Genomic DNA, 15335 nt, shown 5'->3' on the forward strand with positions numbered 1-15335 from the left:
TCTCTATTCATGCAACAACGCCTGTCAGAAGCACTAACCTGGGTTAAGGGTCGATGTCAATGAGCAGAACACGATGACCCAATTGTACTTTTGTGGTAGTCCAGGTCTTGGGTAAGCGTGGTTTTAACAACACTTCCCGCCTGATTAAAAATTACGATGATTCGGCATCCGCACGCATTGTATTCTAACTGAGCAACATGGTTTCCTTCCAGTACCTCTAGCGTAACTTTGCAGCAGCCCTTCAGCGAACGCGATTTCCTTAGCCTTCTGTAGCAGTAGTTTAGATAAACCTCTACTACAGTAGGGTAAAGCAACAATGACATCGTGAATATTAAGTAATGGCTTGCACGCAAAGGTAGAAAATTCTTCTAATTAGACAACAAGCACTGCGGATTCGGCATTGACGTAAGATGAGATAATTATGCAGTCAACAGGATAATGTAATAAAGTGAGATTGCCATGAATACTTACCCAAGGTTTTTAACTGCTATAGCCAGTATATTTCTCAGTCTAATAGCCATAGAAGTTAAATCGGTATATGCAGGCACATTTACTTTTACAAAAATTGCCGAAGCTGACAACAAAAACTTTTTTGATGTTGGAGGTGGCCCTATAAATGATAATAGCACGGTAGCTTTTGGTGCCATCACACCTTCAGGTGCAGGTATCTTCACTGGCAACGGTGGAGCAATTAGCCCGGTTGTCGGCCCCGATCCACGATACGCTATTAACGGTGTAGCAATTAACAACAGTGGTACGGTAGCCTTCGCAAATATTGCTAGTGAACCTCAAGAAGGTCTTTTTATAAGTAACGGTGAGACAGTTATAACTGTTGCTACACCAAGCGATGGTTTGTTTACTACAAATTTATCAGCCAATGCATTTAATAACAATAATACATTAGTTTTCACGCTTTTTAATGGCTTCGACAGCCCTGTAATTGTTACTGGTAGTGGTGGTTCTTTAACCACTGTTGTAGACACTAGTGGGCAATTTAGGTTTTTCGACCAACCTCCTGCAATTAACGACAATAATGTAGTGGCTTTTACAGCTTCGTTAAAAGATGGAGGGCAAGGCGTGTTCACCATTCAAAATGGGTTAATTACTACTATCGCTGATGATACTAGTCTTTTCTCTGGTGGATTTTTTGAGACTTCTATTAATAACAGAAACGATGTTATATTTGAGGGTCGTTTAGACAATGGGGAAGACGGAATCTTTATAGGCAACGGTGAAAAAATTACCACTGTTGCCAATACCAGTAGCTCTTTTAGTAGCTTTTCTAGACCCCAAATTAATGACAATAATCAAGTAGCTTTCAATGCAACTTTAGAGAATGGGGCAGCAAATGCTTTTGCTGATGGCATCTTTACAGGTTCAGACCCGATTGCAGATAAGGTAATTGGCATAGGTGACTCTCTTTTGGACGGTACTGTAACCAATCTTTTTTTTAATGGGGGTCTCAATAATTTAGGTCAAATTTCATTCTTTGCTACGATTACAGATAGTAATAATATTTCGAGAAATGTTGTTTTCCGTGCCGATCCAGTCTCGACATCAGTTCCTGAATCGACTTCTATATTGGGTTTACTAGCTCTAGGCACTTTAGGTACAGGTCTAGCCCTTAAAAGCAATCTCAAACAACAAATAACAACAAAATAAACAGCTTTTGGCTCTCCAAAAACTAAAAGCACTCGTCCGTTGCAAAGCTCCACGAAAACCCAGTAGACCACGTAAGCAGCCCACTTAACATCCACTCTTCTGAACAATTGGGATCGAAGAATAAGCTTTTAAGTCCACAAGAATTAGTAAGTTTTGTGCTTAATAAGCGGGTATTCATTTCAAGCACCGTCAAATTTAACTGCTGTGATTCAGATTATTGGATGAAATTTGTAGCCACTTGACAAAAGTGGCTACTTTTACGATTTGACCGAGAAGATTACAGATTGAAGATCGCAGATTGCTTTATTGTTTGTTTTTGGTACAAGCCCAGCATATTGTGGGCGGAATAAATCTAAAATCGTCAATCTCAAATCCTCAAGCTGCATCCCTTGTGGGTGCAGTCAATCTCAAATCTACAATCGGCAATCTACAATTGTTTGCTTATCCTACTTCCAACCCCAAACAAATCTTTGTAAACTTCATGATCCCGAAAAAGCTCCATAATCAAACTTCGAGTAAAAGCACAACAAATCATATTCCCTCGCGCCTCATACAAACCAAAAGCTTTAAATAAATCTTTTTTAGCGCCCTCAATATTGCCCAGATGGAATCTGACTGTCCCTCGTCCACAGTATGCTTCTGCACAATCAGCATCTAGAGATAATACTTTTTCTAAATCAAAGAGGGATTTTTCTAATTCCCCAGATAAAAAACAAATATTCGCCCTATTTATATAAGCTGATAAACAGTTTGGGTCAAGTGAAATTACTTGATTGTAATCTAAGATAGCTGCTGGATTATCACCAGTTAGATTTTTATACGTATCAGCCCGATTTAAATAAGCTTGGACTAAATTTGGATTCAGGGCGATGGCTTTAGTGTAATCTTCAATCACCTTGGGGAATTCTGATTTATGACAGATTTTTGATCGAGCTAGTCCCCGATTATTATAAGCTTCAGCAAAGTTAGGATTCATTGCTAATGCGTTATCAAAAAGTTGAATCGCACCTTCATATTTTTCGATTTGAAACTGAATCATTCCTATAGTATTGTGAACTTCCGCAAAATTAGGATAGAAATAAAGTGCATTTCTGAAGCACTCCATTACTCCAGATAAGTTTCCTGATTTGAGATGTTCCAATCCTTTTTCATACCACAGTTGCCCTTGTTCTACATCAATCTCTTCCATTAATTTCACCACATATTTTCTATTGTGATTTATAATTGCTGAAATATTCATCAACTCGGATCTTTGACCGACTAAGTTAATTTATCTGTGTATTTCTAGTCCTTGACTTTTATTTTGCGCTAAAATTTTATCTATCTGACTATTCGCATCCTCAAAAGTTTGCAATATCTGTGGAGTTAGTTTATTAGTCTGCACCTGACCCGATTGCAAGTTTAAAATTACCTCTCCATTTTTCTGCGAAATAGTTAAATCCCTCTGCTGGGTATTGAAAGCCAAGTCATAAATTTTTCCTTAAACTTGAGTACCATTTTCATCAGACTTACCCCAGACCATGCCAATCCTTTGAGCAATTTGAATGAGCCGACTGATGGCTTCAAGTTCAAATTTATCTTTATTCATTACTGTCAATGCTTCGGCTGATAATTGCTCACCAGCTTTAAACCCATAAGCCACTTCTACAATGCGTTTTTTGTAATTTTCCGACTTCCCTAACTTATCTGCGGCATTATACCAATTTCTCAAGTCATCAATAGTAACTGATTGAGTTTGGACTGTTGCTTCAAGTGCGGCTCTATTTTGTGGTTCAGGAAACGGGACTATAAAACCCTCCACATAATCCCCCAAGGGTTCAAGATGTAGTCCCCAGACCTGCTGTTTTTCGGTAAACAGTTCTGGTAATGCTTTGGGTGAGTGCTTTTCCATATCAGCCCACTGCTGTTGATAAACGGGGTCAGCAATCATAGAGGGTGTGATTTGATACTGCTTACCGACTCGAAAGGCGACTTGCTTATCAATGCCTGTCGCCAGAGCAATATCCCCTTCCTTAAACCCATACTGTTTGTATGGTTGATAAGCTCTGGTGGTATGAGTTCTGCCATATCCGCGCATGGCATCAATGCAAGTATTTACAGGTAGTGGGTTCGGCTCACCATGCATCATTAAAGGGTAGTTCATCGGAATCGGTTTGCCTTTGATGACAAAAGAGGCGACGGCGAGATTTTGAACCTCTTGGTTTGGGTGGAATTGAGCGCTTTGTTGAGGCGGAGATTGTGCTGATTGAGATGGAGGTTTCAAAAACTGCGGTCGTGTGGCGAGGGAATTAACCCTTTGTTGATACTCACTATCCGTTTCAATCACAGCCCCAAATTTCTTGGCCATGCTCTCTAAAGTTTTGGCAGGGATGGAGCTATCAACCAAGTTAAATACGGCTAGACCTTTCTTAGTTTCCCTTATAACATCTTCTGTTGGGGCAAGCGAGAATTTAACATTTTGAGCAGTTAACCATTTTGTCACAGTATCAGCTTTCTGGTTGTCAACAGCCAAGCCCATGACTCCAAGTTTTTTGTTTGATTCTGTCGAAAATAAGAAAGTAGGGCGCTCTTTAATCTGATGTAGAATATTCGCACTACTCTCAATCATCTCTTGTTGTTGAGGATTAACTGATTGAGTCCCAAAAGCCTGAAATTCCTTCGTCCACCTCTGGGGATATTCAACGGTATTAGGGTCTATTTGAGCGCAAATAACAGAAAAATTACTTTCAACGATTGCAGGCGCGAGTGTAAGTTTTCCGGTTTTGAGCAATCCAAGTTGTCTGAGCGCGTCTTTATCTTTTTTGAAGTGCAATACTCCCAGGGGTTCACCATTGAAAAATACAGCATCTCTAGTTTTAGAAGCTGAGGTTTCAATAGTCAGTTTTCGATAATCTTGATCATTGAATGTCTGACCAGAAAAATCATAAAAGTTAATTTTATTAATTTTGAGGAGATTCCCATTGGGAGACTCACCCAGCACAAAAGCTTGATCTCCAGTTTCAGAAATTGACTTGAGCTTTAATTTTAGAGGATTACCACTTTTCAGGTAATCAATTTGTTTTAACTGTTGGACAGAATCACTGTCTAACTCACCCAAAGTCAAAGCATCAATTTTAATTTTTACTGTTTTGTCAGTCACTGGCACAGTGCCAAATTCTAAGTTGACCGATTCGGTGTTAAAAACAAGTCCTGCATAAGAGAAGTTCTTGAGTTCACGGATAGTAATTTCAACCGGCTCGTTTCCTGGTAGTCCAATAGTTGCTTTGGCAGTCGCGGGTTCCACGCCAACGAAACTAGCTTGTCCCTTTGTGCCAATAGGTAACATTCCAGTCCTGGTTTCGAGCATGGCGAATTCCTTATATTCGCCGTCAGTATCGCAGACAAACAACAGCCTGGAAACGTGGCGTTCATGTCCTGGTGGATGGTGAGAAGCTCTGATTTCTATCGGGTGCTTTTCGTCTGGGTTCCACTTTCTACCCAAAAATTGATTTGCCTCATTCAAAAGTGTGACTAACTTCGGTTCGGTAAATTGCAGTTGCTCCAGGCGGGAGATAATTTCATTGGGGAAAGCAGCGAAAGCAAAATTAGAGACTTTTTTAGCGATCGCTTGTGGGTTTGCGTTTTCTTTTCTTGCAACTTCAAGTTCATCTTGGCGGGATGCACAGATGTTCCAAGCGGCGGCGGATAGAGCAAGTTTTTCTGACTCTGGGATCTTCGCATAAAATGCGAGAGCCGCCTCTTGTGCCTTGTCGAAAAGTAATTTAGTTTGGCTTCTAGTAAGTTCTGGTTTTAGTTCTAGGAGTTTAGCTCCCTGCATGGTCATCCCCGATTTGAGGTTGTGGTCAGTCACCGATTGTTGGCTAACTGTCCCCAGGTTGCGGTAGGCGGGTTTTCCATTTTCCCCAACCTCGCCATCTATCTGTGCAACTGCTAATAATTTATGTGGGCGTTCACTGTTTGTGAATTTAATCTCATCTAGGCGAATGTTCAACGTCTGGGCTTTCCAGATTAAGGGATGCCCCTCACGGGTGAGATTGGTAATTTCGAGTTGCGTTCCTGAATCCGTTTGAACAATTGCGCTAGGGCCAGACTCTGTTTCTCGCCGCCTTGAGGCACGAACCGCAGCGTTGAACTTCAGATCAAACTCGTACTTGGCGGCGATCGCTGCAAATTTTTGCTGTGGTGTAAATTCTACTCCTTGGAACAAGTCTTTAAACTGGACGATGGGGCGCGATTCTAATTCTGATTGTTGGAAATATTTGTTAGTTTGATTAATTAATAATTCTACAGGGGAGTAACCAGTGGGAGTAATGCCAGAGTTTAAATAAGCTGAACGCGACTTTTTATCTTTAATATAATTAACATCACGATACAAGTAGCGGCTGTTTTCCCGGATTTTATCCATTTCAGGTTTTTTAGCACTTTTGAATAAATCAACCGCTATTTGGTTTTGATAACATCCCTCACCAATCATTTCTCGGTACATCAGCTGATTAGCATCCATCGCCTGCTGAATAATCTCTCTTGTTCTGTTAGGATTCTCTGCTAGAGCTACAACAGATTGCATGAAAGGCTTGTACTCTGCTCTAATTGGTTTGGGCTTCTCGCCATGTTCCTGTTCAAATAAACTTTGATAGCGCTTAGATACTTGGTCTAAATAAGTTGATTGCTGTTCTAAGGTACCATAAGTTTTAAGTACCTCAATTTCCGATTCTAATGCCTCCAGTGCTGTCACTTGATTGTTGATTATGCCCACGCTGATGCTATCACTCATGTGGATAGCTATTTCTTCAAATGGCGGCTGGGTTCCATTTTCCAAATAAAATGATTGTTTTTTAAGTTTGACTGTCGGAATATAAGCATTCTGGGGTTGGTTTCTGTACTCGGCTTCGGCCGTGAAGTTAGGGTATTTACTAGCCAGCGCCACACCAATACAGTCACCGTCAAAATCTCGCGCTTGCCGTTCTGATTCGGTTTCAATTGGCGCAACTTCATTGGCTTTAAGCCTTGCGAAAATGCGTTTATGATCTTCATCATTGACTACTATAATGCCTTTAAGATTTACCCCATCTGGGGCTAATCTATCATCAACAAGTTTATTAGTGGATACACATAAACCATTAGAGTTGAGGAATGGAGAACGAAAATTAAGAACCTTTTCACCATCATCCATCCAAGGAACACAGATTTCACCATTTTTCAGTTCTTTAGATGGGATAATCATTCCTCGGTCAAATATTAAAGTTCTCCCAAATGCTATATCTCTCCACTCGCTTTGGACAAACCTACTCAGTTCTTGTTTAATTTTTTCAGTTTCTAAAAGCTGATTATGTCCCCCAACTAAATCAGCCTTTATGAGCTTATACATCAACAAATCATCTTTCGGTGATTCATTATTTTCATCGATTATCTCATATTCTCCATCAGCATCATTCGATGTCACTAGTTCTAATTGTTTAGCTAATGAGCCATCACCAGCTTGCTCAGTAATTTGCTTTGATAAAGATGCTTTCTGTGATTCAGTCAAAGCCTTACGCTTTTCGTATTTTTCACAGTAAAGTTGTGCAACAATCCTTGGGTCATCCTGATTTTCGGCTAGCTTTTGAGCCTGTGCCTCTAGCTCCTCAGCGAAATCTTTGATCCCTTGAGGAAATGATGCCAACAGTTGTGATATGGCTGTCTGACCTCGCTCTGACTGCGATTTTTCACCTAACCAGATTTTTTGCTGATATAATCCTGGTTTAATTTGGGGTTTACTAACACCATTAGGGTTATCCTTGTCTGTACCTTTAAAACTGGATATGGGAATGATTAAGTCAATTTTGGATTTAATCTTGGTGTCTAAATATTCTACTTTATCTAACTTATATGGTCGTAAAGTCCCTTTGCCAAAACGATATTGGTTATCTTCTCCATCAGTTTCTGTCCAACCAAAGCGATGCTGAATAACATGATAATCTTTATTTTGTTGTTGCTCTGTTTGGGTCAAACGGTCATAAAGTTGAGTTGATATCTGTCCATAACAATCGCCCACTAACTTGAAAGCATCCTCATCTTTAATAAATCCTCCATTCTCTCCTGTAATATCATTCACAATTAAAATATTTAATTTTTCATTAATGGAATTTTTACAACCACCTAGAAAAATTGACCCATAAGCACCTCTATCTTTTCTATCGGGACATAATTTATCAATTACTTCTAAACATTCTGGAGAGCCATAAAGAAGTCTGGTTTTAGAAGATAATAAAAGAATATGTCCTTCTGGATGATTTTGTAAATCCTCTGGTTTACTATATTCATCGATATGTCCGAAAGAAAACTCTTTGCCTGGAAAATATGATTCCAATAGGGTATTATCTATGTTTTCAGTTAAAATTGAATCAGGATTATTCTTGTCTCCGTCATCATGAATCCATTGGTTTATTCTCGTGTCAAAGTGTTTAAATTGAAGAGTCATAAGACTTTGAGTTAGTTAAATGTTTACCAATCTTGTGAGGGATTAATCATGTCAAGAATAAAACGCTGGATAAATATGAACCGTAAAGAATTCAATTCAGATGGAACATTAAAAGATGAAGTAAGGCAACAAAAAATATCTACCGGCTCAAACCCAGCAGCAGTCGATGACTATGCTCGTAGATTGAAAGAAGAATATGACGAGTGGAAGCACTTGGACGAAACCGACCCAGAACCTTGGCCTGTCTACACGGCATACGACTTTTTCACCCCAACAGAGAAAACACAGTTTAACCCTGACGGTTCTCTTAAACAGGAATACTTTGAATCTGAGCTTAAAAAAGGTATAAGCCTTGGATGGTTAGAGGAAATGGAACGGCGTAAGAAAATTGATGTCGATAACTACAATCGAGTATCAGCCAAACACGCTGAAATGGGCATCAATTTCGGTCAACAGGAAATGCAAGAAAGGATTGGCGCTAGCAGAACATACGTTCAACGTCGGCAGCAGATGGAGCAAGACCTGCGTAACTTTGAGGATGTTGACAGTCTACCTTTCGACAAGGACACAGCATATTAACCTCACCCTAAGCAGAGCGAGTGGTAATATAAGCTGAAAGCATTATAAAACAGCGCTTTCAGCTTTTTAGTGACATCCTTTTAATCAGCTTGAACAGCAGGCAGGTTAGCAGCAGCCGATGGTTTGGCAGAGCGAAACGCCCCGTTAAAAAAGGCAATCATTCCTAAAATGGCAAAGGGTGTAATGATTAATATGTGCAGTGAATTGAATGCCGAGTGTTCTCTGACTACTTCAGCCCACATATACTTTCAGTTGGTCTTCCGTTGTCTGCTGGGCGAAAAAGCGAATTGTTTGCTTAATTGGCTTGCCGTTCTATAGTTGGAGGGATTACCCCAGACGAGCGCAAAACTGACTTGTTGGAAGCGGCGGCAAGGAACGCAAACATTCCTAGAATGGCAAAGGACGTAATAATCACTTGCTGTACGGATGCAAAGACCGACTTTTCTTTCTCCTTTTGGACAGCAATGCGATTGAGCTTCTGTTGATATATGGAGAAGTACAGATAATTCAAAACTTGTTCGCATAAGGCAGGGTCTTCTCCTTTTTGGACTTTTTGGCACAGGAGAATTTCTAGATGCTCCCGGCGGCGATCGCTTGTAGATAAATCGCGCTCATCCCACAGTTTTACTTGGGTTGCATCTAAAGGTCTATCAATACCTAATAAAGTCATAAATATGTCCTCACTTGATTTAGGAGTTAGTTGAGGGAACAGGTGCAATTGATAAGTCAATTACACCCTAGTAGTTCGCCAAGGAAACTTGGCTCTTTTAAGGGGAAGGGGGAAGGGGGAAAGGGTTTAAATCCCTTAACCTTTCCCCTTTTCCCTTTACCCAGCCCTCACAAGCGCATTTTGGGGTTGGCAGACTACTAGTGTGCTTTTTGAAAAATGGAACTCGTATCTAACTTAAGAAGTTTAAATATGCTTTCAAAAAAGAACTAGCAACTTGAGTACTGAAAAAATCAAAGCTCAGGTTGCTAGTAAAGTTTGAGAATATATGCTATATTTCCCAGTCCAAATCTTCAGTTGGAGATGGAGATAAAACCTGTGCATTGGGTGGTGCTTGGGGTGTATCTGGCTGCAACGGGTTCGTCCCATCCTGAAAAATAACAGTCGCCAGAGTCCGCCCATAGCCGTCAATGTCACTACTCAAGAAATACTCCAAAACCTGCGGTGTAGCACCATCAATTGCTGCTTGTGCCAATAAGCTTTTTATAAATTGGGGAGATGCTTCACTATCAGCTAGTACCTTCAAGGTTTGCTCGGCATCTTGGATGGTCATTTTGGAGATATCTCTAACTCCAACTTCGTCCCAGACATCCCCGAAATACTGTCTATATTGCTGATTGAAGTCTTGCTCTTGGGCAAATCGTGATAATTCTTGTATCTGCAAATGTGTTGTTTCAGCCATGTCAAAATACACCAACTCTTCTGGAATCATCTAGAAACTTTTACTGCTAACCCTTCAAAAACAGAATCATGAATAATATCCAGATCATCCCGCCAATCAAATAAATTAAATTCCAATTATTTCGGGATACATCATTATATAATACCCTCTCATATCCATCTAAAATACTTTGAATTAGCAGATTAGCTTTTAACAAATCATTATTCAGTGACGAGGTTCTTTTTATTTTTCCCAAACCCGGAAAATCACACTTAGTAAAAACATTTTTGTTATAGCAGTTACATTGAGCTATCAAGAGGGCGGGGAGTTTTTTTCTTCGGCTTTCTCCTTTCTGCCAACAAAAATCATCAGCCACATCTGCACCCATTCTTGAAAGTGATACTAAATTTTCAAATGAGTATTTTGATAGCATTAATTCGCTAACCGCTTTAGCATTAGGGTTAGTATTTAAGTTTTCTGTTGGTTGTATCCCCCCACCGAAGACGATTTGGAATACTAACACGATGAGTATCATTAAGGGAGCAACGCTAGGATTGGGAGCGATCGCACTGACAATCAAACCCAATACCATGCTGCCAAACGACGCTAAAAACAGGGTAAAGTACATTGCTCCTGTATTAGTATCAGCACCAGGAATCTCAACGGCTGCTAACATCAGGTATAGTAATACTGCCGATTGGTACATAGCTAGTACAAATGCTACGACCAACTTAGATATAAGATAGGGGGACAGTCCCAAGCCAACACTTCTTTCTCTTTTGTAAATTGGTCTTTCTTTAGCTATTTCCGGCATTGTGGCCAGCGAACCCGACATAATCGCCATCACCACTACAACGAACAGCGTGGAAATGGCTTGCCCTGCATTCCCTGTTTTGGTACTGAACAAGTCGGGTTTCCACAACACAAAATTGAGTGAACCCAGAATCGGCGCTCCCAGCAGCATCAATGCCAAGCTCAATTTATTCTTGAGCAGAATCGACAGATTGCGTTGGCACAATACCACAAGCTGCTGTCTCAAATTGGGTTTAACTGGCGCGGGTGCTTGGTTCTGTTGTGGTAATGAGAGCAAGCGCTCGCTAATAAATTTCTTATAATAACCTGAAGACTTGAAGCGTTCTTCCCATTGCTGCGGTGAGAGTTGATGCTCTACTTTATGATAGATTGCATCAAAATCTTGTACTTGGAAATAGTCTAATGCCAACTTGGGCGGCCCTACGTATGCCAGTCGTCCACCTTTAGCCAGGAAAACTACTTGATCTGCGATCGCTACATTCTTAGTAGCATGGGTAATCAAGACTACGGTACTACCTGCATCAGATAAAGAACGCAGCATCGACATGATTTGTAATTCTGTTCCTGGGTCTAGCCCGGATGTCGCCTCATCTAGAAAAAACCTAGCGTGGCAAAACTAGCTAGAGCAAAAACTTAAACCTAGTAAATTCGTTATTATTGAAAATTTTGGTTTACCTATTTACGCCTATTTCAATCATTAAAAATCTACTCTAGCAAGTTTTACCGCTCTAGGATGTTCTGAATACGCATGATATTAAATTAGCCAGAAATTTATACCAGTTTCTTAATCCATTCGATATCCTTTTGGGAGATAGAGCATTTTGTGCTTATATCGCAGATCAGAGCGAAGATTATTAATCGACCAATTCCTTTGCCCCTCAATCTGACAACTGGTATCCAACGCCCAGTCCTTCTCTGCTCAAGTTATTTTTTGTAGGTAAGTGCATATACATATACCAATACTTTGCGTCGTCAAACTTACTCTAAGTGGTAATGCTTAGTCCTCAATGCAGGTTCCAGCGAGAGTTGCACCTGTAAAATCAGCTCGTTTAATTGGGTTTGTATGAGCTTGGTTTATGAATCTGCGTTTTGTAAGTTGGCTTCACTAAGGTCTGTAGTAATGAAGCTGGCATCGGCTAAGTTAACTCCTTCTGGATTCACACCTTGTAGGTCTTGACAATTAAAATTCTTATGATGTCTATGTTTATGTACAACTACAGCAATAGTTATACATAAACATGGACATCATAAGTTTTGTTTCTTGAAAAAGTTTATGTAAAAAAATCAATAATATCTGACTTTTTTGACCTTTTACTATTGTCAAACTTTATACTTAGCAGTTAGAGTCTTTAGAAGACTAGTTATAGCGAATAAATCTGCGTCACCCCTCGTCCTACCTGTAAATAAGACTACTTAAAAGATGAATAAAGCACGGTTATCAGCAAGAAACTCAATTGTAGAGTATTCTTCAATCTCTTCAATCCTTGACTCCAAAGAGTTAACTGCTTTAGAACAAGCTCTACTTGTAGCACAAAGGAATTTACAGAGTTTTGCTAGCGAGCCTGATTTTGGTCAAAAGATGGCGATCGCTTTTGGCGAGGAGGCTAACGTTGACTCATTGAGAACGGCATGGTCAGCAAATGATTTCAGTGATTTTCCTGAGATAGAAATTTGCCATGTAGCAGATATCAATGGGGCTAATGGAGCTTTTGCGGCGGCTACGAATAAAATTTATCTATCACAGGAATTTATCATAAATCATCAAGGAGATGTAGGTAGAATTGTCAATGTTCTGCTTGAAGAATTTGGTCACTTTGTAGACTCGCAACTTAATGAGATAGATACTCCCGGAGATGAAGGAGGCTTATTCTCTGCCTTTGTTCAAAAGCAAGCAATAAGTTTTGCAGAGTTAGCTAGCTTTAATAGCGAGGATGATACAACAGTGGTTGTCATTCATGGTCAATCCATCATAATAGAGCAATCAACTACATATATAGGCACGAATCTAGATGAGGTGATTACAGGGCTAGATAAATTGCTGTTGAAGCTACAAGAAGGGGTCAATAACCAGGTTTTTGGGGCGTATTTACCTTTAGTAGGGACCCAATTACAAAGTAATAGTGAGACACAATTTTTGTATGTCCTTCGTAGCTTCATTCAATCTAGTTTGCAGAAAGCTGGTTCATTATCAGCTATTTCAATTCAGCAAGCTTTGACCAATGCTTTGGGAGCCTCTGAAGCAAATGTTTTATTGCAAAATATAACTTTTAATGAAACAGCGGATAATCTTGAGTTTGATGTGTGGTTAGGACGGGCAAGTAATACCAATATCTTTAATGTGGATCTGGATACTAAATTAGGGCTACCAGGGTTAGGTTTAACACTGAATGGCTCATCTCAATCAAGGTTGGGTTATAAGTTTAATCTTAAATTCGGAGTCAATAAAACCAGTGGCTTTTATTTTAGAACAGATACCTTAAACGAACTTTCAGCGGAATTAGACACAACACTTCCAAGCTTAGATACTACAGCTAAACTTGGACTTTTAAATTTCAGTGCTAAAGATTCAGGGTCAAAATTTAGTGGTCAATTTACTATTGATCTGCGGGATAACGATGGTAAGCTACACCTATCAGAAATACCATCAGTTAATTTTAATAATTTTATTGAGACTCAATTTTCTGGTTCTGCAAATATTAATTTAGATTTGAAAACAGCATTTTCTCAAACGACTGTACTCCCTTCATTCAGTTCCGATTTCAATTTAAATTGGAACTTCAATGGACAGAAAATTGTTCCTGGTAGTGTTCAGAATTTTGGTTCTACTCCGACAATAGCCTTTAACAACGTCAAATTGGATTTGGGTCTGTTCCTAACAAGTTATATAAATCCTATTTTGGACAAAATCAAAACTATTACTGAACCGATCCTACCTGTTCTAGATTTTCTCACTAAAGAATATGATCTTGGTTTTACTAAATTTAGTGTTTTAGACATTGCTAGAAGCCTTGGGCAAATTGATAGCTCAGATCAAGACTTTATTGAGTCCATTGCAGAATTGGGACGTTTGATTAACAACGTTCCCTCTAGCAGTCTTTCTATTAATCTAGGTAGTTTTAATTTCGGTACTCAGGATATTAGGACACCTGAATTTAGTACAACTAGCATTATTCCTCAAGTCAGTAGTACTTCTAATTTAGATACTGAACTAAGTAATGATTCTCAAGCAAAAAGTTTCATTGATCGCTTGAGAAATATGCCTGGGGGTGGATTATCTATACCGATACTGACTGATTCTAGTGCAGCCTTTGGACTTCTCTTAGGTAAAAATGTTGATCTATTTACTTATAAATTGCCTCGGTTAGATTTCAGCTTAAATTATGAGCAATTTTTTCCTATATGGGCTGTACCTCCGGTTGGGATTAGGCTTAATGGTGAGATTGGTGCTTTTATTGATTTAGGCTTTGGTTATGATACCCAAGGCCTGCAAGATTATGAGTTATCTAGGGATCAAAGTGATATATTTAATGGCTTTTTTGTCAGCGATCCCACTACCCCAGAAGTAGGATTCACGATGGGATTGGAAGCATCTGCTGAGTTAAATGCAGTGATTGCGAGAGCTGGGGCAGGAGGAGGGATTTATGGGAAGTTTGATTTTGACTTAAATGATCCTAATGATGATAATAAGGTTCGCTTTAGTGAATTTAAAACTCTGCTCAATAATCCTAAAGATTTATTTGAGGCTAAGGGAGAAGTCACGGCTGGGATCTTCGCCTATGTTTCTGGTGGTATCTGGCCTTTGGAATATACAAAAAGATTCGATCTCGGTGAGATTACACTAGCTGAATTTAATTGGGGTAAGAAAGTACCAGATGGGTTGCAATTAGCAACTTTGAGTAATGGAACATTGATGTTGAATGTTGGTTCAAGGGCATCGGAGCGAAAGGTTGAGAACCTTACAGATATCGCAGAAGCATTTACTGTTAAACACAAAGACGGAATTGCTGGGAATGAGAATCTACAGGTTTCTGGATTACAGTTCACTCAGGACTATAACAACATCCAGAGGATTAGTGCTAATAGTGGTGAGAACAACGACAGAATTATTCTAGCAGAGGGTATTCTTAGCCCTGCGATCCTCTCTGGGGGAAATGGCAATGACATCATTTATGGAGGATCAGGTAATGACTCCATCAGTGGTAATAATGACAAAGATAACCTCCAGGGGCGTGCAGGCGATGACACCTTGAGAGGTGGCAGTGGGAATGATTATATTTTGGGTAATCTTGGTCGAGATAGCTTGTATGGTGATTCTGAAGATGACATCCTTGATGGGGGCGAAGATGATGATCGCTTATTTGGCGGTGCTGGAATAGACATTCTGTTTGGAGGAACTGGAAACGATTCTCTTGATGGTGAGGCAGGTAACGATA

At 39.7% G+C, this 15335-nt stretch carries 10 protein-coding genes; 3 read left to right on the plus strand and 7 right to left on the minus strand.

Going from position 1 to position 15335, the window contains the following annotated elements; translation table 11 throughout:
- The first annotated feature begins 459 nt into the window (after nt 1–459).
- Nucleotides 460–1662, plus strand: a complete 1203-nt coding sequence (locus tag A4S05_RS20925) for a DUF7453 family protein (protein WP_069071728.1) — start codon at nt 460–462, stop codon at nt 1660–1662.
- A 427-nt stretch (nt 1663–2089) separates the two neighbouring features.
- Here the strand turns inward: A4S05_RS20925 and A4S05_RS20930 are convergent, their stop codons facing one another.
- Nucleotides 2090–2902, minus strand: a complete 813-nt coding sequence (locus tag A4S05_RS20930; protein ID WP_256091060.1) for a tetratricopeptide repeat protein — start codon at nt 2900–2902, stop codon at nt 2090–2092.
- Between the two features lie 240 nt (nt 2903–3142).
- Nucleotides 3143–8122, minus strand: a complete 4980-nt coding sequence (locus A4S05_RS20940; RefSeq protein ID WP_176727055.1) for a hypothetical protein — start codon at nt 8120–8122, stop codon at nt 3143–3145.
- Between the two features lie 48 nt (nt 8123–8170).
- Between A4S05_RS20940 and A4S05_RS20945 the strand changes: the two genes are divergently transcribed.
- Nucleotides 8171–8701 carry a hypothetical protein gene (locus tag A4S05_RS20945; RefSeq protein WP_069071731.1) on the plus strand — a complete coding sequence of 177 codons (531 nt, stop codon included), beginning with the start codon at nt 8171–8173 and terminating at the stop codon, nt 8699–8701.
- An 80-nt stretch (nt 8702–8781) separates the two neighbouring features.
- On the opposite strand, the gene A4S05_RS41785 is transcribed toward A4S05_RS20945, so the two are convergent.
- The 5 genes from A4S05_RS41785 to A4S05_RS44245 form a co-directional block, all read right to left on the minus strand.
- Nucleotides 8782–8943 (minus strand): hypothetical protein, encoded by a 162-nt coding sequence (locus tag A4S05_RS41785; protein WP_176727056.1) that lies wholly within the window; start codon nt 8941–8943, stop codon nt 8782–8784.
- A gap of 53 nt (nt 8944–8996) precedes the next feature.
- Complete coding sequence (locus A4S05_RS20950) at nt 8997–9371, minus strand: hypothetical protein (RefSeq protein WP_069071732.1); 375 nt, start codon at nt 9369–9371, stop codon at nt 8997–8999.
- Nucleotides 9372–9699: 328 nt separating this feature from the next.
- Nucleotides 9700–10110, minus strand: a complete 411-nt coding sequence (locus tag A4S05_RS20955; RefSeq protein WP_069071734.1) for a hypothetical protein — start codon at nt 10108–10110, stop codon at nt 9700–9702.
- 46 nt (nt 10111–10156) lie between these two features.
- Complete coding sequence (locus tag A4S05_RS20960) at nt 10157–11449, minus strand: ABC transporter permease (RefSeq protein ID WP_069071733.1); 1293 nt, start codon at nt 11447–11449, stop codon at nt 10157–10159.
- A 527-nt stretch (nt 11450–11976) separates the two neighbouring features.
- On the minus strand, nt 11977–12063 hold the full coding sequence (locus A4S05_RS44245) for a pentapeptide repeat-containing protein (protein WP_370684471.1): 87 nt from the start codon (nt 12061–12063) through the stop codon (nt 11977–11979).
- A gap of 259 nt (nt 12064–12322) precedes the next feature.
- On the opposite strand from A4S05_RS44245, the gene A4S05_RS20965 reads away from it, so the two are divergent.
- A partial coding sequence (locus A4S05_RS20965) for a calcium-binding protein (RefSeq protein WP_141699767.1) occupies nt 12323–15335 on the plus strand: 3013 nt, incomplete at its 3' end.

The sequence above is a fragment of the Nostoc sp. KVJ20 genome (genome assembly GCF_001712795.1).
Lineage (GTDB): Bacteria > Cyanobacteriota > Cyanobacteriia > Cyanobacteriales > Nostocaceae > Nostoc.